This is a genomic window from Streptomyces sp. NPDC056738 (assembly GCF_042790435.1).
GTDB lineage: Bacteria > Actinomycetota > Actinomycetes > Streptomycetales > Streptomycetaceae > Streptomyces.
Map to the genome: position 1 here is coordinate 151295 of NZ_JBHTZF010000008.1, position 24703 is coordinate 175997.

10 protein-coding genes and 1 pseudogene are annotated in these 24703 nt (G+C 68.9%); 3 read left to right on the forward strand and 8 right to left on the reverse strand.

Annotation, left to right across the window (positions count from 1 at the left end):
• Positions 1–71: 71 nt before the first annotated feature.
• The 8 genes and pseudogenes from ACFRIC_RS22265 to ACFRIC_RS22300 all read right to left on the reverse strand — a co-directional run bounded on the left by ACFRIC_RS22265 (position 72) and on the right by ACFRIC_RS22300 (position 20923).
• Positions 72–5762 (reverse strand): ATP-binding protein, encoded by a 5691-nt coding sequence (locus ACFRIC_RS22265; protein ID WP_382788309.1) that lies wholly within the window; start codon positions 5760–5762, stop codon positions 72–74.
• Positions 5762–7408, reverse strand: coding sequence for a hypothetical protein (locus ACFRIC_RS22270; protein ID WP_382788311.1), 1647 nt, complete (start codon positions 7406–7408; stop codon positions 5762–5764). Before ACFRIC_RS22270 ends, ACFRIC_RS22265 begins: the two co-directional genes overlap by 1 nt.
• Positions 7399–11793, reverse strand: coding sequence for a protein kinase (locus ACFRIC_RS22275; RefSeq protein WP_382788313.1), 4395 nt, complete (start codon positions 11791–11793; stop codon positions 7399–7401). Before ACFRIC_RS22275 ends, ACFRIC_RS22270 begins: the two co-directional genes overlap by 10 nt.
• Positions 11793–13217 carry a restriction endonuclease subunit S gene (locus tag ACFRIC_RS22280; RefSeq protein ID WP_382788315.1) on the reverse strand — a complete coding sequence of 475 codons (1425 nt, stop codon included), beginning with the start codon at positions 13215–13217 and terminating at the stop codon, positions 11793–11795. Before ACFRIC_RS22280 ends, ACFRIC_RS22275 begins: the two co-directional genes overlap by 1 nt.
• Complete coding sequence (locus ACFRIC_RS22285) at positions 13214–15370, reverse strand: restriction endonuclease subunit M (RefSeq protein ID WP_382788317.1); 2157 nt, start codon at positions 15368–15370, stop codon at positions 13214–13216. The genes ACFRIC_RS22280 and ACFRIC_RS22285 overlap by 4 nt, the downstream gene beginning before the upstream one ends.
• 255 nt (positions 15371–15625) lie before the next feature.
• Positions 15626–17737: an AIPR family protein gene (locus tag ACFRIC_RS22290; protein WP_382788319.1), complete on the reverse strand. Its 2112-nt coding sequence runs from the start codon at positions 17735–17737 to the stop codon at positions 15626–15628.
• Positions 17738–17902: 165 nt separating this feature from the next.
• Positions 17903–18607 (reverse strand): annotated as a pseudogene (locus ACFRIC_RS22295) (transposase); the annotation flags it as partial.
• A 786-nt stretch (positions 18608–19393) separates the two neighbouring features.
• Positions 19394–20923 carry an IucA/IucC family protein gene (locus ACFRIC_RS22300; protein ID WP_382788321.1) on the reverse strand — a complete coding sequence of 510 codons (1530 nt, stop codon included), beginning with the start codon at positions 20921–20923 and terminating at the stop codon, positions 19394–19396.
• A 93-nt stretch (positions 20924–21016) separates the two neighbouring features.
• Between ACFRIC_RS22300 and ACFRIC_RS22305 the strand changes: the two genes are divergently transcribed.
• The 3 genes from ACFRIC_RS22305 to ACFRIC_RS22315 are packed head-to-tail and all read left to right on the forward strand — an operon-like array spanning position 21017 to position 24690.
• Positions 21017–22528, forward strand: coding sequence for an IucA/IucC family protein (locus tag ACFRIC_RS22305; protein ID WP_382788323.1), 1512 nt, complete (start codon positions 21017–21019; stop codon positions 22526–22528).
• 54 nt (positions 22529–22582) lie between these two features.
• The gene (locus ACFRIC_RS22310) at positions 22583–23845 is read left to right on the forward strand and encodes a VWA domain-containing protein (protein ID WP_382788325.1); all 1263 of its coding nucleotides are present in this window, start codon (positions 22583–22585) and stop codon (positions 23843–23845) included.
• On the forward strand, positions 23845–24690 hold the full coding sequence (locus tag ACFRIC_RS22315) for a hypothetical protein (RefSeq protein ID WP_382788327.1): 846 nt from the start codon (positions 23845–23847) through the stop codon (positions 24688–24690). Before ACFRIC_RS22310 ends, ACFRIC_RS22315 begins: the two co-directional genes overlap by 1 nt.
• The last annotated feature ends 13 nt before the right edge of the window (positions 24691–24703 follow it).

Consider the following 24703-nt stretch of genomic DNA (forward strand, 5'->3'; position numbering starts at 1 on the left):
AACGCATCACCCCTCCAATGACCCTTAGGTCCCCCCACTGCTCGTCCGACTCTGGGCGACGTGCTGCCAGCTCACTGTCCGCCCGTCGCCGTCCTAGTCCCTCCGCCATGCCGGGTCACCCGAGGACGGCATCGCATTCGAACGGCTCCGTGAGTGAACGCCGGGTCAGTGGACTTACTCGCCCACACGTACGCCTCACCGGGCTGAAGCTGCGCCATCTGCTCAGAGCGCAGACCGGCGAAGGCGGTGTTCGCCTTCTGGAGGTGCTTCAACCAGGCTGGCGAGGTGAACTTGTGCAGGATGACGTGGTCGGAGAGTTCGATCAGGGAGATCGGTACGGAGGGCGGGTCCTGACTGGCGACCAGGATGCTCATTCCCTTGTGGCGCATCTCGCGGACGGTCTCGACTAGGCCAGCGACGAGGTCCGGGCTGTCGATGTACTTGTGCGCTTCGTCGAAGACGACCAGTTTGTTGAAGTGTTCGTGCCCGCTGCGCGCCTCGGCGAAGAGCTGCATCAGGACGACGAAGAGACCGAGTGCTTCGTCCTTCTCGATGTACTCGTCTCGGAGGTCAACGACGATCAGTCGGCCGGGTCTGATGAGGCTGGTGAGCCGGGCATCGTCATCGATGTAGTCCTCGGCGAGGTTGAGTCGCTCCTGGGCCAGTTGCTTGACGTGGTCGGGCATACCGGAATCGGCCACGCCCTGCCGGATGGCGCCGAGGTTCAGGTTGCTGCGGTTCGACTTCATGATGCGGGTCAGCTGCCGGATGTACGTTGACTGGTTGCCGACCGCTCCCATGAGGAAGCGCCAGTGGGATGCCTGGAGTTCGGCGGAGGAGAAGGCGAGCGGTTGGACGTCGATACCGGGGAATTCCCGTCGGCGGTCGGCGACCTGGTCGGCGGGGGCGAGCAGCAGCACGTCCGATAGCGCTTGGGGTTCGGCTCCGTAGCGGTCCTTCAGGACCTGGAGCTGCGCCTGGTCATCATTTGGACGCGCCATGGAAGTGAACTCCGGTGCGTAGTCCATGGTGCGGCTGTAGTGGAACACCACGGTCGCGAGAGGGCGGGGAAGTTCGTTGACCGGCGGGGCGGGCAGCGAGGCCATTTCGATGATGCTGCCCAGGGTGTAGCTCTTGCCGCCTCCTTGTACGCCGAAGAGGCTGATGGTGTGGGTTTCGTCGAGATCGACCGCGACTTTCCGGCCGGCCACTTCGCCGAGTACACCGTGTTGTGGGGAGGCGCGGGTGACGCCGAGGAAGATCTCGGGGAGGCCCCCTGGTGAAGCCGATCCCGGTGTGACAGAGATGGGCTTGGCATCGATGGTCGACGACTCGTGGGAGCCCTGATTTTCAGGGACGGTGCCCGTCCGCAGCGGATATCCGGTACCGCTCGGCGGAGGAGCAGCCGATGAGGTTCCTTCCGAAGAAGGAGACACCGGGACCGCCCCCGTCGCGTCGGCACCATGCACGGTCAGAGTTGTCCCGGACTGGGCCGGATCCGTCTCACGGCCCGCACGCTCAGGTGCGGTGAGCGGCGTGGTCTCGTTGCCGTTCTCGACCTCGTCCGTGTCGAGGATGGTCACTGCCTTGCCCACACCGGCCTGCCCGCGGTCTTCCTCCTTGGCATCTTTGGCATCCCGCTCGTCCTGTACGTCAGACGCCTGGAACTCGGCGTCGGAGAGCCGTGGCACAGCCAACTGCGACAGTGCCAGGGTGGGAGCGGTGGCTGCTCCGTCCTCCTGCTCTTCAACGACTAGGTCCGTGGGCGCGGGTACGCCCGGCCGAACAGTGGGAATCGCATTGATCAGCTCGGTGATCAGATCGCTGCCGATGCGGTGGAACTCCACCTCGTCGTCGAGTTCTCGGTCGGTTCCCTCGCGGGCGAGGTCGAAGATCAGGCCGCTGCGAGTGAAGTGGAGGGCGTAGCCGTCGTCGAGACTGTCGAGCAGCGCGTGAGCCGCCGTCCGGGGGGCGTGCCCCATGGTCCCGTGGCGTGCCGCCCGCTCCAGATAGAAGCGGAGCAGGTAGCTGAGGGCCAGGTTCTTGACCGGCCGGTCCACCCGGTCCGGGCTGGTGTGGGCCGGATCGAAGGACTCGGTGAGGACGGTCTGGCTCCGTCCGAGCTGCTGGGTGACCTTGGCCTTGAGGCGCTGGTAGGCGCCGATGTCGTCGAGCGCGGTGTAGCACTTGACCTCGACGAGGCGGCAGGTGATGGTCCGGGCCCGCGCGTCGAGGTGGAACAGGGCGAGGTCGCTGCGCTGGAAGGAGTGGGCGTCGCCGAGTTCCCGGGCTTGACGGCGGACTTCGGCGTACAGCTCGGGATGGGCGTCCAGGGGGACCACGATCTGGTTGTGCAGGGCGTCCTGATAGTCCAGGTAGAGGCGGGCCAGGGCGAGGCCGAGCACTTCGGTGCGCTGGGTGGGGGCGGTGGAGGCCAGCTTGAAGGCGAGGTTGCCGGAGAGCAGGCGCAGTTGCTCGAAGAAGGTGTTGAGGTGGCGCTGTTCGACGTCGAGCCCGTGCTGCTGGGCGGTCGGTCCGAGCAGGGTGCGCAATTCGTCGACCGAGTTCGAGCTGACCATGATCTGGTGGCCGAGGCCGCTGTCCAACGAGGGTGAGTAGTCGATGACGTACTCGGGTCGGTCGCGTTGTCCGGCGTGGTCGAAGTACTCCAGGCCGAGGGTCCTGTCGATGGTGACGACCCAGTCGCCGACCTGGTGGGCCTGGTAGAGCAGGGCCCGATCGGCGTTGTCGAGGGAAAGCACGGTGCACGGCACATGGCGCGGCGCCTGTCCCGCGGTGGCGACGTTAGCCGCGGCGCCGGCGAGGAGTCCGGGCAACCGGCTCAGGAGAGTGGCAAGGTCCTCCGCGTCCTCGGCGGGCAGGGCGATGCCGTGGCGTGGCATGGTCCGCCACACGATCTGCTGCTCGTTGTCCTCGTACGTGGAGGACGTCGGCTGTACCAGGCCGTGGACCGGGGCGTACGCGATGTCGTGGCGTGTGACGGAGCCGTGCTGTTCCCCGCCGAAGGCGTCGATGAGCACGGTCAGATGGGCGTCGAACTCGGCTCCGGGTTCGCTGAACTCCTCCACTGAGCGGACGGAGTAGACGAGTTTCGCGCTCCGGGTGCCTTCCGCGGCGTGAAGGAACGCCTCCGCCTCGGTGGAGGTGAACTGATTCTGCGCGCTGATCAGTTCACCCAGCGCTGCACCGGACTCGGGGGCTTCCGGGTCGGACACGCACAGCCGAATGTCGTAGGTGAGGTCCCGGGTGGGGGTTCGGCGCTGCAGTTCGAGGAGGGCCTCGGCGACGATCTCCGCACGGCCTGCATTGACGACGTTCATGACCAGGGTGCGGACGTACGGGTGGAGGCGTACGTACCGCTCGATCCGGTCGGCGAGCGCCGTACCCGACAACGCACCGGCTCCGCGTGCGGCGCGGGGACCGGCGGCCGGGAGGCGCAGCGCCGTGGTGAGTCGGCCGAGCAGGCCACGGGGGTCGGCGGTCTCGCTGGGCAGGTAGGCGGCCCAGTATGGGGTGAGGTTGTCCGAAGCTGTCATGAGGCGGCCGTCCTGGCGCGGGACGGCGAACGGGAAGCCCAAGGGCGAGAGGGCTTGGAGGAAGGAGTCACGCGCGGCGATGACCCGACGCTTGTCCTCGCCAGCGAGACGCGCGGCCCAGTCCCGGCCCAGGGCCGACCAGGTCGCCAGCCAGAGTGCGCGGAGGGGGTGCGTCGGGGAGACGAGCAGGACGGTGTCGCGCCCGCCGAGACCGTCTGTGAGGGTGACGGCCGCGCAGTCTATCTGCTGAATGCGGGCCAGCCCCACCAGCGCGGCGCCCCGGGTGCCGTCACCGGCCCGCTCCACCTGAAGCGACTGGGCTTCCACCAGTTCCGCGTATGCCTCGGTGTAGGCGACCAGTTCGTCCCGGACCACCTCGAAGTCGACAGCCTCGCTGACCAGAAGCTGATCAGGATTGGCAAGTTCTCCCGCCTGGCCGCACAGAGCGGCGAAATAGACGTGGCGCGTCGCGAGGTAGCGGTCGTAGGCCTCGGCAGCCCGCCCGGTGAGGGCGAGGGACAAGTCCTCCTCGTTCCCCCCTGGGGTCTCGCTGGTGCCGTCGGGGCGCAATACGAGCCGGCGTAGGGAGGTGTCCTGGGGACGGGCGAGTAGGTCCTGCTGGAGTTGCACGAGCAGCGGGGAGAGCCGGATCTCCGCGCTTCCCGCCGTGTGGATACGGGCGTTGAGGACACGCAGGGGGCTGCGCGCCGACGTGGACTTCCAGCGGACGTCCGTCAGCGTGACACGGGTCGGATCGTCCCCGGCGGCCAGCGCCTCGAACTGCAGTGAGCGCAGCGCTTGAGTGATGCCGTCGTAGCGCCCGGCGCTGCGCTCCGGCGGCTCCTCGGCCTCTCCCTCGGGGACGACGTAGAAGCGTTCGCTCTCGCCGCCGGGCAGGCCATGTACACCAGGGGCGATGTCGAGAGCGTCACCCGAGGCGTCGAGCGGCGTGATTTTGAGGTAGTGCCACCCTTCCTCCCAGTCGATCTTGTTCAGGCGGCGCAGCGGAGCCTTGTAATCGGGCTTGGCCCGGGTCCCCTTGGCGACGTGGGCGATCCGACCGATCGGCCCGCCGCCTTCTGAGACGATCTCCACGCGGAAGCGGTCAAGGCCCTCCACCTTGAGCGGGGACGGTTCGATGGTGAATCGGGGTGTCAGTTCGCGGACGCCCTTCTCCCCAGCGAGCAGGTAGGGCTGCCCCACGATGGCTTCGAGTGCCGGGTGGGCCTGTAGCTCCTCGGTGTTGTCGCCGGCGGCGGGCAGACCGAGTTCGCGTACCTCGATGGAGACGGTGGCACGGCGCCGTTCATCGACGCGCCAGTTCCCGAAGGAGAGCGTCCAGTTCTCCCGGTCGACGACGATACGGCGGGTCCATACCCCCGGGTCCTCCAGGCCGCAGCGGGTAGCGAATCCAGCGAGCCTGCCGGCAAAGTCTGCGTCGGTCAGCCCCAGATCGAGGACGCGCTGGCGCTCCGAGCGGCTGGAGGTGGTGAGTTTGCCGACCAGCTTGCGGTTCCGCTCAACCCGATCCTTGACGAGCGACGGGTCGGCGTACAGCTCGAAATCGGGTACCAGGCCGAAGTGGTAGACAGCGGCCCCCGCGACCTGGTCGCGGTAGTCGTTGGTCCGGAGCGTCAGCAGGTACAGGGCGACAGCACGGTCGCCCGTCCGGTGTCCGGGCCGGTCACGAACTACGGCGAGCAGCTCGTCGACGCCTGGCCGCAGCCGGTCCGGTACTTGGTCGAGAAGGTGGTCGGCCAGCTGCGCGTAAGCGTCGCTGAGGGGTACTTCCTCGAAGGTCGCGATACCGAAGGAGTCCTCGGCGCTGACCCGGGTGCCCGGGGGGACGAAGACGAGGAGCGGTCCGGGCAGGCTGTTCCCGTTCCCGTCGTCACTTTCAGTGCGGTTGCGAAGCTCGACCAGTTTGGTGCTGGTGACGACGGTGTCGTGGTGCGGCTGTTCGGGAGCGAGGTCGTCGGCGGTGCCCAGGACGCAGACGGTGGCGGCGGGCCCCAGTGCTCCCCGGAGCCGACGAACCAGCGCGGTCGCCAGCTCGGTCTCCACCTCGGTGACCCGCATGCAGTGTCCGGCGCCCCGCTCGCCGACCAGCTTGGACAGGCGCGGTACGAGGACGCCTTCAAGGGCTTCGCGGAGGTCCTTCGCGGTGGGCTCCGCAAGGCCGGTGCTGGTGCTGGCGCTACTCATCAGGCCGTCGCCCCCGTCGTCGCGCCCCCGATGGCGTACCGGGGAGTGATGGTCTGCGTCAGATAGGCATCCGACATGTCCTGGTAGTAGCCGATCTCGCGCAGCCGATTGAGGAAAGCCGCCGCGTTGCCCCGCAGTGCTGCCTGGTCGTCCAGGTGGGCGCCGGAGAAGCCGTCGCCGTCCGGCAGCTGGTCGATGTGGAGTCCGTACCGTTCGCGCAGCAAAGTGAGGAACTCGTCCACGCGCATGGGGGCGGTACGCAGATTGCCACTGCCGTCGTCGCCCTCCCTCAGGAGCGACACCTGGAGGAGCACTTCGAGCAAGCGCGCGTCCAGGACGAATCGCCGGACGGCGCTGTCTCGTCTGCCGCGCGGCTGGGCGAGCAGGGCACCGGGCCGGTGCTTGAGCAGCATCGAGTCGAGGCAGTCGATGAAGTAGCTGCGGTAGTAGCTGCCCTTGTAGTGCATCAGCATCTCGATGTACTCGTCGAAGGCGTTGAGCCCGAGCTGGGTGATCTGCTTCAGCTCCGGGGGAAGGTCCTTCTCTTCGTCCCGTACACGGGTGGCGCGCTGAAGGAAAAACGCCTCGCGTTCCTTGGGATGGGTGGAGAGTCGCCGCAGGACCTCGACCGGGGTGAAGTAGCTCCGGCCGACGGGCGAGGCCAGCTTCTGGCTCTTGACGAGGTCCTCGGAAAACTCGTCGAGCTTCTTGATCTGATAGGTCGCCTGGACGAACCGGGTGATCCGCCCGTACCAAATGCCAGCGCTGCGCTCGGCGAGCGCAGCCGCCGGGGTGCCGGGCACGCCCTCGACGTCGACGAAGAGCCGGACGCGGTGCGGGCAGCGGTCCACCGTCCGCGTGTCCTGATGTCCCGTCCGGCAAGTGGCGGGCGCCGATCCGGCCTCGATCACGGCGGGCAGCAGCTTCATCATCCGCAGGTGGTAGAGGGCCAGGTGAAAGGCGAAGAGGATCTTCAGGTAGTCCACGAGGACGGTCCGGGGCATGTGGTCCTGGTGGTAAAGCAGCCGAAGGACGTCCCGGCACAGCTGGCGGGCCGGTTCGGCGCACAGGGCGGGGTAGGGGGTGCGGGGGCGGGTGGTGTCGGGCCGGTCCCGCATCTCTCCGCCTGCCTGTTCCACCAAGTGGAGGAGCGCCTGGGTCTCCACGTCGGTGTCCGTCCCCGGGGTGACCTCCCCAGTGGCGCGGTCGACGTCGGAGAAGAAGAACCCGCGGAGCTGGTCCAGGACCCCCTCGTCGGTGGCGAGCATCTCGTACAGCTGCTCGTCGGCCCCGTACGGGCGGGACTTGCGCTTGTTGCGGAACCGGTAGGTGAGACCGTGAAGCGGTCTGGGGCCGGCCACCGCCTCGGTGGCCCTCCCCCGGTTGACCATGTCGAGGAGATGGGTGGAGGCCCACCGGGTGGTGGTCTCCCGGTCGAAGCCGTCGAAGACCTCCGGATGGTCCAGGAACAGCTTGACGAAGACGTCGACCTTCAGCTCGTTGGAGCGGTTGATCTTGCTGGGCATGCCCTGGTGCCACAGGCGCGCGAGCAGCCCGGCCAGGACACGGTCCATGTCCAGTGTCTTGTAGTCGATCCGGCTGATGCCGGGGTGGTGGAAAGTCCCCAGGGAACCGCTCAGCGCCATGTCGTCTCCTCCGCCCTCGCGACGTCCCCTGCGATGCCGGCCACGGTGTCCGCGCCGACCGGATCGTCGCCGTCCGCACCGCCGTTGTCGTCGCCAGACCGTGCTGTCAGTTCTTCCATGTGCAGGACGGAGTCTTCGGTGCGGTGGATCCGTCGCAGGTCGTGCCCGTGGGTGGTCAGGAGGATCTCCTGGTACGGCACGGCCGCCAGACGGTTCTTGAACACGGCGAGGGCGAGCTGCTGCCCTTGCAGGTCGGTCACGGACGGCCGGTAGCCACGCTCGAACCGCTGGAGAAGCTCAAACAGGTCGAGCCGGATGTCGAGTTCGGCCGTGCCGCCCTGACTGCCGGCCGGATCCCGGTAGCTCAGCCGCAGCAAGGTGCGCCCCGACTCGATGTACGGCGAGGCCGCCGTGCTACCCGGTTCGAGCCGGAACCCCTCTGCGGGGAAGCGGCGGAAGGTACGGATGGTGCCGCCAGGCACGTCGCGCACCTTCAGCGCGAGGGCATCGCCGATCCGCTCGGGAGCCACGAGTCCCTCACCACGGTTGAGCGTCCGCAGGATCCGGTCCCGCTCCTTGGTGTCCGTTTGCGTTACGCGGGACAACAGCGCCATGAAGTGCAGCACCGACGGGTACGGCAGCATCCGCTCCGCACGGTCCTCGTCGTGGAGTTCGAAGTAGAGCAGGCGGCGGGCCGCGTCCACGTAGTGGCGGTGGGCAGCGGCCTGGGAGACGCGTTCGGTGACCGATCGGCCGAGCTGCTCGAACGCGCCGCGCAGCAGTACGCGATCGCGGTCGCCGCGCCCGTCGACCGCGACCAGCGCCCGGTCTTCCAGGAGCCCGGCGTAGTCCAGACGACGGTCGAGCTGCGGCTGCGGAACCGCCGCCACGTCGGCCTCGCGCAGCAGGGTCAGCAGTCGGTCCCGCTCGCGCGGACTGCCGTCGGCAGTGGCCGCGGCGCCGAGATGGGCGGAGAAGTAGAAGCTGTCCAGGATCTCCTGACCGGAACCGGCCGCGTACAGCTGGTGGATCTCGGCGCAGTCGCGGCCCGACGTGAGGGTGTAGGCGAGCGCGGAGCGCAGGTCGCGCAGGGTGATGTGGAGCCTTCCGCGAAGCTGGGTCACCTCGTAAAGGCGGCGCAGACGACCCGCGGCCTGCGGGCCGGCGGCGGGGTGCTGGAAAGTCTGGGCGTTGTGCCGGGCATAACAGGTGGCGGCTAGGTCGCAGCGCTCGCAGTCCTCCCAAAACCGGTCGTGCGTCATCCGGTCGAGCATGCGCTCCAGGAGCGATGCGCCGTCCTGCGGTTCGCCGTCGGCATTGAGGGAACGAGCCGCTACATCACGTGCGTTGAGGTTGACAACGGCGACGGCCTGTCCGGTGTCCCGGCCTGCCAGGCCAAGGTTGGCCACCTTGGCGAGGTGCGCGAAGCGGTCGTGGTGGTGGCTGAGGAAGTCGACCAGCCGCCCCTCGTTGATGGCGATCAACCGGGTTTCCCCCGCGACCTGCCACGCCGATGCGTCGGCCCCGGCGAAGGGTGCGAAGAACTCGTCCAGTACGTCGTCGCCGTTGACCTCACCCTCGTCTTGGCTGCCGTCGTGGTTGGTGCGGAACCGGTGCCCGGCCAGGGTGAAGTCGCTGCCGTTGGCCCGGCGGGGCCCGAAATCGGCGCCGAGCTCGCGCGCCTGGCGTTCGAATCGCTCCAGGAAGGCCGTCTTGCCGTCGCCCGCGTTACCGGTCACCACGACCAGCGCATGCCGACCTTCCCGCAGTGCGGGCACGAGCTCCCGGTCCAGGGCCGTCTCGATGTACACGGACATGGTGTGCGGGTCTAGGCCGCGGGTGCCGCGGTTGCTGCGGCGGCTCTGGCTGTACAGCGTCTGCAGGTGGGCCACGAACGGGTTGGTATTCGGCTCGGGCTCCTGTGGCTCCTGACCGGTGCCGGGTTCCGACGATGGCGCCGGGGGCCGCTCGGCCCGCTCGGACGAGGACGACGGGGCCACGGCCGGTGCTGGCGGTGCCGGGGCGACGCGCGCGGATTCCAGCGCCTCCAGGGCGCGCAGCAGTTCCTCGGCCGTGGAGAAGCGCTCCGCCCGGTACGGGGAGATCGTGCGTAGCATGATCTCGGCGAAGCCGGGCGCCAGGTCACTGAACCCGCTGTACGCGGTGCGCGGGTCCACGGGCGGCACACCGGGCGCGGGCCGCCCAACGCCCTCCCACGGGTACTGTCCGCCGGTCAGCGCCTCGTACAGGGTGACACCGAGGCCGAACAGGTCGCGGTCGGTGTAGCCGGAGGCGTCGGCGGGCACCTGGTCCAGGTCCGGCGGGGTGTAACGGGGGCTGGTGTAGCTGTGTCCCTCGGAGGAGTCGGAGGTCTTGGAGATCCCGAAGTCGATCAGTTTGACGCCGTCGTCGGTCCACAGCAGATTGCTCGGCTTGATGTCGCAGTGCCACACCCCGCGCTCGTGGATGTGGCGCAGCCCGCGCGCGGTGTCGATCGCGAGCCGCAGCACGTCCGCCGCGCCCATCCGGCCGCCACGGATCACCTCGGCGACGTCCTTGCCTTCGACGAACTCGAAGACCAGGTACGGGTACTCGTCCGGCGGCATCAGCCGGTCCGCGTCCACCATCGACACCACATTGGGGTGCGGGGCGTTCTGCAGCCGGTCCAGGACGTCAGCCTCGCGGCGCAGCCGCTCCAGGACGGAGTCCCGGTCCCGCAGGACCAGCTTCACCGCCCGGTCGACACTCCGTATCGTGTCGTACACCCGATAAGCCACACCGAACGAGCCGGGACGGCCGAGACGGTGGCGCACCAGGTACTTCGTACCGAGCTGGTGGTCGGCCGGCAGGTCGCGGTAGAACTCCGGGCCCCGCGGGCCGTCCTGCGCGGGCTGCCCGGCGGGGGGCGCAGGAGGAGCCGGGGAAACCGCGACCGAGGAGCCGATACGTCGGGCCGGAGCCCTCCGCGCTCCCGTCACCAGATCCAGGCGGCGCAGCGCCTCCACGGCGGTCGGCCGGTCGTCCGGAGCCGTCGCGCACAACTTCTGCAGCCAGTGAATCAGTTCGACGCGGACCTCGGCGGCTTCGAGGACCTGCGCGGGGAGCCGCCCTGCCGCGTCGACCTGCTCGGTGGCGGAGGTGAACGGCAGCTCACCGGTGAGGAGTTGGAACCCGAGCACACCGACCGCATAGATGTCCGCCTTCGTGCCCATCGCCGCCGGGTCGGCATGGCACTCGGGCGCCAGATACGCGCGGTCGGCAACCTGGTACGCCTCCCGCATGACCGTGTGGGCGCGGCGCTGCGCGGTCTTCGCGTACTCGAAACCGGTCAGCATCGCTCGGCCGTCCTGCGCGATCAGCACTGTGGACGGGTTCAGCTCGCGGTGCGCGATCAGGCGGCTGTGCGCGTGGGCCAGGCCCATCAGCATGTGACGGATCGTCCGCAGCTTCGCGTCGGCGGTCAGCGGGTCTGCAGCCCCGTTCAGGTGCAGGGCGAGGGCGTGCCCTGGAACGTCGTCGTAGACGGTGACGAAGGAGTCCTTGTGCTCGTCGGCGAAGAAGTCCCGCACCCCGACGATGTTCGGGTGCGAGGGCAGCTTGCCGAGTGCCTCGTACGCGATGCCGATCCGCTTCTGCTGCTGGAGCCGCTCGGCCTCCGGCGCGTACGGATCGGCCCTGCGGACGGAGAGCCGGACCGTGCCCGAACCCTGCACCGCGAGGGCGTTTTTCGCCCGGTACTCACGGTGGACGTCGTCGCCCTCCTCCGGTCCCGTCTCGCTCAGTCGCTCGATCACTTCCCAGCTGCCGAACCGCAGGGGGCCCGACGGCGGCCGGGATGAACCCTGCACGGCACGCACGATCAGCTCGTGGTGTGCGGAGACGTCCGTGTCGAAGCGGTTGGTCGACGTGGGTACGCGGCTCACGTCCGCGAGCCGGCCGATCAGGTCCGGGAGGGTGACGGTGTCACGGGCGTCGTGCTGGCGGGGCGTGCGGTCGACGAGCAGGGCGTCGGGTGCGGGCAGGACGACGAGGGCGTCCGTGTAGAGCCGGGACAGCGGACGGTGGGCCGTCTCCAGGAGCGTCTTCAGCTGCTTGGCGTGCCCGCGCAGCTTCGGCAGCGGGGAGCGGAACGGCGCCCGGTGAGAGGGCTGCCAACGGCCGCCGTCGACCTCGATGCGGCCCCGGGTGCCCTTGACGTCGATGACGTACACGGCGTGCCCGGTGACCACGACGAGGTCGACCTCGAACAACTCGTTCCGGTTGTACGGAATCTCGACGGAGTGCAGGACCGTCCAGTCGTCGGGGGCGTAATCACGCAGGTGCGCGATCACCCGCCGCTCGGCATCGTTGACGGCCTCCCCAACAGCAACGATCCTGGCACCCATCAGCCGGCGGCCTCCTCGATGGCGGTGGTGAGCAGCGCGAGGGCCTGGTCTTCGAGGACGTCGGCGCGATCGCGGCATTTGTAGGCGTGGCGGACGGTGGCGGCGATGCGGGCGCGGGCGGCGGGGGGTGCGAGGGGGACCGGCAATCCATGCAGGAACCTCGGGTGATATTCCTGCTGCTTGCCCCCGACACTGAAGGATCGAAGGGCGCGGAATGCTGCCTCAGACCTGAAGAAGGCGAACAGGTAGGCACCAGGTACGTCAGAGTCCCCGCTGACGACACGAACGTAGTCCTGGCTGTACGCGTGCTTGAGCCATGACCCAGTCACGAGAATGGAGCGGCTGTACACCTCGTTCTCGCCGAGGGTTCCGCGAGCGGCAATCAGAATGGTCTCGTCCTGGAGCCGAATGTCATCGGGAGCGTGCGCTTCGCTGATCCAGCGCCCCTCGGGGCGGAGCCAGAACGACTGACGTTGGCCGATGAGGCGGATGCCGTGCTCTGAGTCGCTGTCGATTCGCTTGAACCGCGCGCCCGTACGCAGGCTGCCGCCCTCGCAGATAGAGCCGAGCGATCGGCCACTCACGGAACCTAGCTTCTCGATCAGCCGTTGCGCTCTTGGCGCGAAATTCAAAGCTCTCAGCGAAGCAGATCCCACGCTCGGAACCTCGAATCCGAGGTCCCGCTCCTGCTGATGCCAGCCGACACCGATCAGCTCGGGCAGCCCCACGCTCGTGAAGAGGTCCTTCGTCGCACTGACCGAGGACGACTGGAACTCAGCACGCAGCCGCGCGCACTGTTCCACAAGGTCGTGGATCTGACCCTCGAGCTTCGTTCCCAACCGCGGCACAGGCAGCCCCGCGATGTGATGTGGCTCGATGTGCTTCACGGCCGAGCCGTACACCGATCCCCGCACGAGCGACTCGCCGAACTTGCTGAGCAGGAAGGCGTACAGATATCCGGATTTGATCTTATCCGGATCGGGTTCGACCTTGAGCGTGTCCTGCGAGGACCAGCAGTCACCCATGTCGGGCCGAACATACGCCCGCCGACCGGCGTTGAAGCCTGAGCACGAGATCAGCGTCATCCCGGGCTTGAGTTGGAGATACGACAAAGCCGATGACTTCGCGTCCGACCTACGCAGCCGGGGCAACCCGGTCAGGTCGGCCGCCATCATGTCCTTCGTCCCGAGGAACGGCACACTGTGATCTGGATCGGTGAGATAGACCCGCCGGAACATGGGCCCGTTGAAGATCCCCCCGTTGTGCCCCGCGGTCAGACTCGCCAGCGGCTGCGTCCTCGGCAGCTGCTCCAGCAGCTTCTTTGTCTTCATGGACCCCGCCACATACGGCGAGGCATCGAGCCGAAGCCCCTGATCCGTGAACCAGTCGGACTTCACCGGGTTGGACAGCTCGGCGACCTTCACGCCCCGGCCCCCGTCCCCGCCGGCGCTGCGGTACGCGGGTCCACGCCTGGCACCGGATACTTGGCCCGGAACTCCCGGTACTTCTCCGCGATCACCGGCAGGTCGTTGTCGATGACCTTCTTGCTGCGGGTCAGCGGCCGGGTCACCTCCTTGCCCCGGATGCGAAGCCGCTCCATGACGACCTCCGTCTCCACCACGATCTCCCCGTTGGGCTCACGCTTGTAGAGGTCGTTGCCGCGTCGGTCGAAGCCGACCTTGTCCGCGACGGCCATGAAGACGGGGTACGCCTTCTCCGTCCCGAGGTCGTGGTTCTGGATCTCCTGTCGGGTCTTGCGCTTCAGGAAGAGAAGCGTAGTGAGGATGTTGACGTTTGCGTCGACGACGAACGTCTCCACCGGCAGCTCGACGCTCGCGAGAACCCAGCAGTTCCGCAGGATGTACCGGCGGATCGCCTCGTCTGTCGGCCCCGGGTTCGACAAAATACCGTTCGGCAGGACGATTCCGATTCGTCCGCCCGGCTTGACCCACTCGATGGCGCGCTGGATGAACAACTGCTCCGGTGCCATGCTCGACGGCACGCTGATCGTGCTTGCTTCGACCTCGCCGGTCTCCTTGTTGCGGCCCCACGACCGAGCGATCCCGTCACGGAACGAGCCGAGCACCGACTCATCGCTGACCGGGATATCCGCACCGAAGGGCGGGTTGGTCAGGAGTACGTCCACGGTGGGCTTGTCAAGCGGGATCTTCTTCTTCGCCACCTCCACACCCGAGAGGTGTCCCCGCGGGAAGGCGAGCGAGTCCATGTGGAAGATGTTCCCCGTGGTCTGCGCGAGCGTCATGATCGCCATGGTCGTCGCGCGCACCAGGAACGGGTCGAAGTCGGACCCGAATAGGTGTTCGTCCGCGAACTCCTTGAGCTTGTCGCCGTACCGCTCCCGCTCCTCCTCCGTGTCCGGGAAGCCGAGCGTGCCGGCCTCCTTCTTCCAGGTGTGGTGCAAGTGCTTCAGCGTGGCCTGGAGGAAGCCGCCGGTACCGCAAGTCGGGTCGAGGACAGTCTCGTCCTCCTTCGGGTCGAGCATCTCGACCATCAGGTTGACCGCGCCGCGCGGGGTGAAGTACTGACCGCGGTCACCGCGCAGGTTGGTGCCGACGAGCTCCTGATAGGCGAGGCCTTTGGCGTCGACGTCCGTGCCGATCAGGTCGTACGGGGCGAGCTCGCTGACGATGAAGGCGAGCGCTCGGTCGGAGAGGGTGATCTCGTCGGTGGGCTTGAAGACGTCCTTGTACTCGATCTTGACGTCCTCGAAGAGCTCCCTGACGCGCTTACTGATGGCCGCCCGGCCGTTCGCGTCGAACATCTCCTTCAGACCGGTACGGAATCGGCCGTGCACGGAGCCGTGGCTGACCCGCTCGTCATACATCTTGGCGAAGAGCAGGTAGAGGAACTGCCAGAAAGCGGCATCCTTCGGCATGCCCTCGTTGCCGTGGATGTAGTTGTGGCAGCGCCGGAAGGCAATCTTGAGCATCTCGGGGTCGGCCTGACGCAGCCGCTGGTGCGAGGCGACGGTGCGGCTGCCGAGGGTGCCGTCGGCCACCTCCCAGTCGCTGCGGTCCTCGAAGTCGGCGCCGAAGTCGCTGACCACCTTCTTGAGGAAGAAGAAGTCGACACCGTCGGTCCACATGCCGTCCGCGCACTGCGGGCGGTCCTCGTTGCCCATCAGTTCCTGGAGCTCCTCCAGGTCCTTCCGGGCCTGGTCGGGTTCGCGGAGCTTGACGACGTTCTTCCCGCGCTTGGGCTCCGGCTTGCAGATCACGACCCGCCGCAGGTTTGCCGTGGTGTGCGGGGCGCCGGACTCGAAGATCGCGATGTCGGCCTTCTTGCTCCGCCTCCGCTTGGCGCCTTCCTCACTGACCGTGACGGAAAAGTCGCGCTGCATGTCACCGGGGTCGATGCCGTGCTCGTGCACCAGGGCTCGGGCGATCCGCTGCCGGACCTTCTCCTTCGCCGTCTCCGGGATCGCATCGCCGGAGATGTAATCGACGACCTGGCCCTCCTTGAGGGCCAGGACCTTGGGCTCGGAGCCCTCCGCGACAGGCTCCGCGTCCTCCTCGGGCCGCTGCGGGATATCCAGGTCCAAGGTCAGTTCCTCCATCGGCGTGCTGCTACTTTCCTGTGCTCGGTGGTACGGCTAGGGGCCTGTGCCCTGGGGCGGTCCGTGCGTGCGGTCCCAGCCGCCACCTGTGATCCTACGGCCCCAGGGGTGCCTCCGAAGGCGCGTTCCGCCAAGCCTGGAGGATGCGCGGTCCGGTGTTTCCGGACCCTACAAGGGAGCACTGACAACACCTGGGCGGAAGCGGACGACGGGGCTGGGCCAACGACGCCCCAGCCCCTTCTCCCCTGGCCGCGCTCACCTCTCTGTCGGTTCGTTGCCCTCCCGCAACCGCACCGCCAGCGCCAGCTCGTCCAGCGACCCCCGCCCCGACACGAACCACCGGATCGTGCCCTGGGTCGAGCTGTCCACCCCGGACGCCTCGAAGCGCATCTTCCGCGCGAGGCCACTGGGCGAGTACCACGCGTCGTCGGCGTGCCACTGCAAGGGGGTACGCCCCGCCTCGTTGCTCCACGTCGCCTGGGCCCGCCGCGGGTCCGCCGCCAGCCACTCAGTCATCTCGCGGCGCTCCGGCTTGCTGTAGGGGCGGAACTCCAGAACCGTGCCCTCCTCGATCTCGCCGGCCGCAACAAGGGTCGTCACTGCGTTCACCTTCCGCCCCCGCGCCTCGGCCGTAGCTACCTGATAGTCCTCGTTGAGCGCCGGTGCCTTGTCCTCGGAGTCGAGCTTGCGCAGGACCGCACGTACCACTCGCTCGATCCGTTCCGTGTTCCGGACGGCGGCGATGATGTGGCTGGACGTGCCGTACTCGTTGTCGATCGCGTCGAGCACCCAGGACAGGGAGTCACGGACCAGGCCGGGTACCTTGGCGAGCTCCGTCGCCCAGTCGCACTCCGGGTCCTCGATGGCCCTGGTGTCCAGGCGGCGGTAAACGATGTGGGTGACCAGGAGGTCGCCGTAGAAGGCCGCCGCGTCGGCGCGCCAGACCAGCCCCTCGCGCAGGAGCTGCAGCTGCGTCCGGACCTCACGGAGAAGCTCGACACTGCGCCAGACCTTGAAGACGTTCGGTTCGGGACCGAAGGTCTCCTGGTAGTGGCGGTCCTCCCACAGCCCGGCGAGGTTGTCGTCACGCTTGGCCACGGCTGCGAGCCGGGCGTTCGGGCTGACGGCCGCGAGTGCCTCGGCGGCCTCGGTGATGGAGCAGCCGTGCGCCGGGTCGGGCAGCGTCTCACCGCGCTTGATGACGTAACTACGTTTGAGGAGCATGGCGAAGTCATCGCGGAGCCTGACCTGGCCGGGGTCAAGCGACTTGAAGTCGCGCTCCTCGATCGGGTTCTGCGTGTTCGTGGTGGTGGTGACCTGGTCGCCGAAGCCGGGCGGGCAGTCCTCCAGGGAGATCAGGCGCACAAGGACCCGCCCGTCCTGCGCCGCGCCCGTGTCTTCGGTGAAGGCCCGGTAGATGGCACTCACCGTCTGCGCGCCGTTGACCACGCTGACGCCGGATAACTGAAAGTTGCCCACCTTGCCGGGCAGCGCCCGGCCGATCGGCTGGATCGACTCGCACAGCATGGTGATGCCGTTACTGAAGTACCAGAAGTGCTCGGGCTCCTCCCGCAGTGTCTCCCTGATCTTGGAGTTGACGTCGCTCTCGTCGAGGGAGTCACGGATATTCCGGGCGAAGAGGCCGCGCCGGTGCTCCTCGTAGAGATCGGCGAGGTCGGGGACGGTCATGGTTCCGTACATCGCCTTGTACGGCGTCGACTCCTGGCCGAAGCACTCCAGTTGCACCTTGGTGTCGATCTTTGGTGCGGCGGAGTCGCCGAGAATCGCGCGGTGGAAGTCGCGCAGGTCGAGAACCTTGACTTCAACCATGTCGCGGACGACCTGGTTCTGCTCGTCCTGCTTCATCTTGATCAGCTCGCGTACGCCGTCGCTGAGCGGCGCCTCGCGCATCAGGGCGAGCACCAGAGTGATCTTTGGGGTGCCGGAGTCGTAGGCCCGTTCGATGTCGGGGACGAACGGCTGGAAGCGGCGGTTGAACCGGCCGAAGTTCCGGTCGAGCATCAACTCCAGACCGTGGAACATCTTGTGCACCTCGGCCTCGCCGAAGCCGCCCCTGTTCTGGTCGCTCCACTTCGCCTGCACCAGACAGATCCGGGAACGTGTGGCGCCGAAGTCCACCGCGATCGAGTCAAGACCCTGATCGTCCTGCCCGTCGAAGACCCTCGCGGCGGCGACCCGGTCACTGCACGGGTGCTCGATCTGCGCGGCAAGCGCGGCCAGACCACGACTCAGGAACGCCTGATGGCGATTGGCTTCCGACAGACGCGCCTGGTCTGACATGTCGATGAGGCCGGTGAAACGATCCTCGATCGCCTTGCGGACGTACCCCACGTGCAGTTTGCTCACGATCCACCCCTGTCAATGCCTCAGATCGTCAACACCCTATCGGGGGAGGGTTCTTGAGAAGCCGTATCTCAACCACTGACGGAAGGTGTGAAGCGAACAGATTTCTCACTGGGATGATTTCCGACTGTAGGCGCACGAGGGCAAGCACCTCACGATGCCAACGTGTCAACCTGCGGCAGGGAGTTCGGCGGGGAACGCTGTGCCCTCGTCGAACAGCATGCAGCGCTGGAGACAGCGGTAGAGCTGATCGATCATGCGGTTGAAGAGGCTGCGCTGGGCGACCGCGCGCCAGTCGCCGTACGTGCGTCGCCGCCGGTAGTGGGCGCTGGCTCCGGCGGATCATCACAGTGAGGCGAAGGCCTAGAGGTAGCCCGCATGATTGAGCCGATCATTTTCACCCACCGCCGAGTGATGGATGACTTCTTGCCGGAGGCCCTGGTGATGGGCGAGGAGCCGGCGTATGCCTTCAGTCCGCGGACGTCGGTGCGGCCTTGAGGAGTCCGCGTGCTTCTGGGCCACACAGGCCGTTGGTCCAGGTGGCGAAGGCACCGAGGGCAGCGGAGTAGTACTCGCGCAGCAGGGAACGGAGCTGATTGGCGATCTGCTGCCGGTTCCGAAGGGCGTCCTGCTGGGCGCGGGCGAGGACGCCGATCACGTGTTCGAGTTCGCTGTCCTGGGCAGCGGCCGGTGGGCGTGCATGTCGGTGCGCAGGATGTTCGCCAGGACCAGGGCCGAGTGATGGTCGCGGTAACGGGCGGCCGCCAACAGGTTGATCGCGAATACCTTCCGCTTCCCGGTCCGCAGCATGGCAACCAGCAGGCCACGGGAGGTCTCGATCGCCACCGGGATCGGGGTCTCCTCGGTATTGCCCACCCGGCAGCCACGAGGTGTCGCGTTCCCGGCCCTCGAGCAAACCCGGAACGGTTCAAAGAGTGGCTGCGTGCATTGGAGTTCCCTGGGACTTCCGGCCGCATCAACGGGCATCACCGTGAAACAGCCGAAAGGCTATCTTCCCAGGTCAGCGCCCCGCGGCTACCCATCACGGCAGGTCACAGAGCCGCCCGGTCCCTTCCGGGACATCTGACCGCAGTCGAACCACCCGACAGCGAGCAAACATCGGCGACAGTCACTCGTCGTGTTCGCCGGACCAGTCGGCTCCGCCGCCCTGTCGCAGGTCACGCCGATCCTCCCCGGGGAGAATCCGGGGAGTATCCGCTCCGTCGGGGAGCGTGTGGGGAGGGTCGATCGCACAAGGCGGCACGGCCGTGAAAGACGTCGAAAGACGGAAACCCGCAGGTCGACGACGAGTTCCGGTGAATCGCCGCAGGTCCCCGGTCCTACCCCGACGACTTCACGACGTAGGTCCCCAGGTCGTCGGCCTCGACGAGCCCCGGCAGCGAGCCGCCCTCGCGCAGCGGCGCGAGATAGCGGGTCACGGTGACGTCATTCAGCATTTTCCCAGGCCATCCGAGTCCTCAGCCTGCCTTCCGACCACCCGGCCGGCGACGGCGCACCCCTTGCTCCGGCCGTCCGGCATGAAGTGACCATAGTAACCGCGCGTCATCGGCGACGGGGGTGCGCCGGATGACGACGCCATGCCGGGACCCGGGGCTTCGCCGCGGGCGGCGGGGTTCGCCCCGCCCCTGCCCATGGGGGTCAGTTCCCGGCCAGTGGGTTCGGCAGGGGTACGTAGCGGGCCGCGGCGCCGTCCGCCGAGGTCCAGCGGAGCAGCAGGTTGGTCTTGCCGGGGAGGGTGGGGGAGGTGAGCAGGGCGGTGATCTCGGGGAGGGCGTAGGACGTGCCGCAGCGGTGGAGTGCGGTGCGTACGGCGGGCCAGGGGTCGGTGCCGGGGAAGCGTTCCGCGAGGAGGGCGGCCATCTCGGAGAGATGGTTGACGACCAGGCAGTAGACGAGCCGTTCCCAGCCGGCCGCGCGGGTCACCCCCGGCAGCAGTTTCACGCCCTCCGCGTCCCGGAACAGTGCCTGGACGGGCATGCCGTCCCCGTCCACGGCCACCAGCGTGTTCTGCAGATGCGCCTCGACGACGACCTCGTGGCGGGCGAACGCCTCCAGCACCGGGGGCACGGTGTGACTCAGATACGCCTCCCACCAGCCGGCGGGGTCGGTGAGCCGGTCGAGCGGGCTGCCCTCGAAGCCCTCCACCAGGGCGGCGGCCAGCAGCGGGGTGGCGCCGGGGAGGAGGTGCGGGCGCAGTCCGTCGCGGACCAGGACGGCGAGTTCCTCGAAGGCGAAGTCGGCGGTGCGGTAGCCGCGGTCGCTGAGCCACGCGGCGGGACCCTCCTGCGCGGCGAACGCGGCGGCGGTGGCCGCGTCGGTGGCCCGCGCCTTCAGCAGGTCGTGCCGCCACAGCCGGCGGATGTCGTTGGTGATGCGGACGTCGAGGCTGAACTTGAGGAAGAGGTCGTCCTCGGGGGCGTAGAGGGTGCGGATCGCTGCCGTCGGCCACAGGGGGCGGGCCGTCGCTCCGAGGCGCAGGAGGCGGCCGTCGGCGAAGGCGTCCCGGATCGCCGGGACGGACCCGGTGAGCGCCGACTGCCAGGGGTGGGCGGGGAGCAGCCGGTAGCCGGCGGGTGCCCGGCCCAGTGTGTCGAGGGCCTGTGTGTCGCCCTCCTCGACGACCGCGTCCTCCCGCACGGCGAGCAGTTCCAGCGGGAAGCCGGCGTACGCCTCGGGCGCGTAGGGCAGCCAGCCGGAGACCGGGCCGCCGCCGCGGGTCTTGGGTGCCGGGTGGTACGGGTGCCCCATGATCAGGGACTGCTCGGAGCGCAGATACGGGTCCTCGGGGGGCGTCGTGCGGGCCCGGGCGCGCAGGAGGGCCGCGACCACGTCCCGGCTGTCGGTCATCTCCGCGGGCAGCTCGGTGTTGTCCACGCCGGTGAACAGGCGCAGTTCCGCGGCGGCGAGCGCGATCAGCCCGGGGTGGGTGAGCCGCCGCCAGGCTCCGTCGGTGTGCAGCTCGGGCGCGTAGGGGCGTCGGGTGCCCCGTACGCGCAGCTCCCGGCCGCTCGCGCGCAGCCGGTGGACGCCCGGCCGCCCCGTGGGCTCCGCCAGCTCGCGCAGGAGACAATTGAGCAAAGGCGCGGCGGCGTACGCGTCGGCGGCCGCGTCCATGTCGCCAGCGGTGAGCTGGGGGAACACGGTCGGCTTGAAGTCCACGCGATCCATCCGGTCCATTCGATTCATACGGTGCACTGGTGATCAGTATGTCCGCAGCGGCGGACGATCACGACGCTGTCCCCGTACGCAAGGAGCCCGCCTGTGCCCCGTCCCTCCACGCCCGACACCGAGGCCGCGTTCGCCGAGGAGCTGAGCGTCGTACGTCCCGGGCTGTCGGCGCCGTACGCGCAGGCGCTGCCCGGTGCCCGGGCCGCCGTGCTGACGCGGCTGTGGCGTGCGCTGGCCTGCGAGCCGCTGCCGTGGGTCGCGGGCCGTGACGCGGACCGTGAGGGCCTGACCCTTCGTCTGACCGACGGCCGCCGGCTGCGCGGCCCCCTCCCGGACCCGTACGCGACCTCCGCCTACGTGACCGAAGTACGGCTCGGTGAGCGGGCGCACGACCGCCCGGACGCCCTCGTCGACGCCCTGGACGTGCCACACGGTGGTGCCTTCTCGGCCGAACTCGGCGACAGTGTCGCCTCCTTGGCGCTGTCGCGGGCCGACCGGCGCCCGGACGGGGCGCCCGGGCCGTCCGAGGCGAGCTGGGCGTGGGAGCAGCGGATCGTCGACGGGCATCCGTACCACCCCAACTGCCGTGCGCGGCCCGGGTTCTCGGTGGCCGAGCAGCTCGCGTACGGGCCCGAGCACCGGACGTCGGTGCGGCTGGGCCTGGTGGCGGTGGACGACGCTCTCGTCACGGGCGCGTGGCCCAAGTGGCTGCGGGACGGGGAGCGGGCGCTGATCCCGGTGCATCCCTGGCAGGTGGCCCATGTGCTGGACGCACCCGTCCAGGACGGTTTCAGCGGGCGCCCGTTGATGTCGCTGCGCACGCTCGCGGTGCCGGACGGGCCGCATGTGAAGACGGCGCTGAGCGCGCGGCTCACCTCGTCGGTGCGGGACATCTCGGTGTACTCGGTGCGGACGGCGGACACCGTCTCCTCGTTCATGGAGGAGATGGCGGCCCGCCTCGACGCGCCGCTGCACATCACCCGCACGCTCGGCGCGGCCACCGCCGGCTCCCCCGAACTCGCTGCGGTGGTGCGGGAGTCGCCGGACGAGTACGCGGGGGACGGCGAGCGGTGTCTCCCGGTGGCCGCGCTTCCGCTGACCCGGCTGCCCGAGAAGCCGTCCTGGCTGGCCGAGTTCACCCGTCTCGTCCTCACGGTGGGGCTGCGGCTGCTGGACCTCGGGGTGGCCCTGGAGGCACACGGCCAGAACCTGCTCGTGGTCCTCGACCGCGCGGACTCCCCCGTCCGGCTGGTCTACCGCGACCTGGCCGACATCCGGGTGAGCCCGGCCCGGCTGGGCCGGCACGGCGTCCCGGTCCCGGCGCTGTCCGGGCGCATCGTGACGGACGACGAGTCCACCCTGCGCCGCAAGCTCTTCGGTTCCCTGGTCGGCGGTGCGCTGGCCGCGACGGCGGGTTCGACGGCCGTGCTGCGCGAGGCACTTGAAGCCGTCGCGGCGGATCTCCCGCGCACCGCGGACCTCCCCGCGCTCCTCGGTGAGCCGCTTCCCGCCAAAGCGCTGACTTTGATGCGGCTCTCCCCGGACACCCCCGGTGACCTGTGGACACGGCTTCCCAACCCGCTCGCGGGACCCGGTTCGTCCTGACGCGGGACACCTCTCGTTTTTACGAGCGGCACCTTTGATCAATAGGATCCGCCGATGATCACAAGACAACGGCTGGCGGCGGGCGTCTGCGCCCTGCTCGCCTTCCTGGCCGCCGGGATCGCCTACCCGGCCGGCGCGGTCGCCGACGAAACGACGGCGACCGCGCCCAAGGTCGAACTCCTGCTGGACGTCAGCGGTTCGATGCGGGCCCGGGACATCGACGGCGAGTCGCGGATGTCCGCGGCGAAGCAGGCGTTCAACGAAGTGCTCGACGCGACACCGGAGGAGGTGCAGCTCGGCATCCGGACCCTGGGCGCCAACTACCGGGGGAACGACCGGAAGACCGGCTGCAAGGACACCGCCCAGCTCTACCCGGTCGGGACGCTGGACCGCACCGAGGCCAAGACCGCGGTCGCGACCCTCAGCCCGACCGGATGGACCCCGATAGGCCCGGCCCTGCTCAAGGCGGCCGACGACCTCCAGGGCGGTGAGGGCACCCGGCGCATCGTGCTGATCAGCGACGGAGAGGACACCTGCCAGCCGCTGGACCCGTGCCAGGTGGCCCGCGAGATCGCGGCCAAGGGCATCGACCTGACCATCGACACCCTGGGCCTGGTCCCCGATCTCAAGGTGAGCAGGCAGTTGAGCTGCATCGCCGAGGCCACCGGCGGCACGTACACCTCGGTGGAGCACAAGGAGCAGCTCAGCGACCGCGTCAACCAGTTGGTGGACCGCGCCGCCGATCCGGTGGTCAAGCCGGTGGCCGTGGAGGGTGCCGACTCGTGCACCGCGGCGCCCGCCGTCAAGTCGGGCATCTACACCGACCGCGAGGAGTTCGCCCAGCACCGCTGGTACCGCGTGGAGGTCGCGCCCGGCAAGGAGCTGCGCGCCTCGGTGAGCATCGCGGCGGACCGTCAGGTCAACCCCGACTACGGGGTGCTGCTGCGGGCCGTCACCGTGCACGGCCGGGAGATCGTGCGCGGCGAGTCGGCCGGGAACGGCCGCACGGACGTCGTCTCGACCGGCCTGCGCTACCCGAAGGCGGAGAGCGACGACGAGAACGCGCCCGCCGAGGTCGTGTGTCTGCAGGTGTCCAACTCCTTCTCGGCCGCGTCCGGCGTGAAGACGACGCCCGGACTGCCCCTGGAACTCACCGTCGACGTCGTCGACGGCCCGGACCAGGCGAGCGACGTGGCCTCCTTCGGCCTCGGCCGCGGCTGGTGGCTGCTCGGCGCCCTGGTGCTGACCGGTTTCCTCGCCGGTCTGCTGTGGGGCTGGATCTCCCGTTGGCGGTTCTCGGTCTGGAGGACCAACTGATGCGTATCCGACGTGTACTGAGCACCGCCGCCCTCCTCGCGGGGGTCGTCGCGGCACCCGCGCTGCTCGGCGCGGCCGCCTCCCCGGCGTTCGCCGACTCCTCACCGTCCGCGAGCCCCTCGGGCGACGACTCCGCGCCCACCGAGGCCGGTACGTCGTTCCGTACGGCGACCGAGGTCGAGCAGGGCCGGCAGGCCACGGCCGGCGCCTCCACGGGTGACTACCTGTACTGGCAGTTCCCCGCGGACGCCGGGCAGCGGCCCACCGTGAAGGCGACGGTGAAGCTGCCCGAGGCGTCCAAGCGCGGCGCCTCCGAGACCTGGCAGATCGACGTGTACGACGGTCTGCGGCGCCGTCAGGCCTGCCAGTACGGGGCACAGACCCGCACGGCGGGGTCGGACGCCTCCTCCGTGGAGCTGTCCTGCACCCTGCGCACCGTGCGCGCCTGGGCGGAGACCTGGGCCAACGACCCGCTGCCGGGCACCTATTACGTCCGGCTCACCGCCACCGGTCTCGGCACGGCCGATCTGGGTCTTCCGATGAGCGCGGAACTCCGCGTGGACTCCAAGGACATCGGCGGTTCCGCGGCGGTCGACGGCTCGCTCGCCAAGCCGTTGGTCCCGGGTATCGCCGTGACCTCGGAGAAGTCCGACGACGGCGCCGAGGAGGGTGCCGACTCGAAGACGGCGACGCTGTCCTCGCTGCGGCCCGACACCTCCGGCTGGTGGTCCGACCGCTGGGTGTGGACCGGCATCGGCGGTGTCCTCGCGGCCCTCGCCGGCATCTGGGGCTACTCGCTGACGCGCGGCAGGGGACGTCCGTCCCGGATTCCGCCGGGCGCCTGATCCGCAGGCCGTC

What these genes read in the sequence shown, in the direction of transcription:
- ACFRIC_RS22265 (WP_382788309.1), bottom strand. Translation starts at nt 5,762, where the DNA reads ATGAGTAGCGCCAGCACCAGCACCGGCCTTGCGGAGCCCACCGCGAAG.
- ACFRIC_RS22310 (WP_382788325.1), top strand. Translation starts at nt 22,583, where the DNA reads ATGATCACAAGACAACGGCTGGCGGCGGGCGTCTGCGCCCTGCTCGCC.
- ACFRIC_RS22275 (WP_382788313.1), bottom strand. Translation starts at nt 11,793, where the DNA reads ATGGGTGCCAGGATCGTTGCTGTTGGGGAGGCCGTCAACGATGCCGAG.
- ACFRIC_RS22315 (WP_382788327.1), top strand. Translation starts at nt 23,845, where the DNA reads ATGCGTATCCGACGTGTACTGAGCACCGCCGCCCTCCTCGCGGGGGTC.
- ACFRIC_RS22270 (WP_382788311.1), bottom strand. Translation starts at nt 7,408, where the DNA reads ATGGCGCTGAGCGGTTCCCTGGGGACTTTCCACCACCCCGGCATCAGC.
- ACFRIC_RS22285 (WP_382788317.1), bottom strand. Translation starts at nt 15,370, where the DNA reads ATGGAGGAACTGACCTTGGACCTGGATATCCCGCAGCGGCCCGAGGAG.
- ACFRIC_RS22300 (WP_382788321.1), bottom strand. Translation starts at nt 20,923, where the DNA reads ATGGATCGCGTGGACTTCAAGCCGACCGTGTTCCCCCAGCTCACCGCT.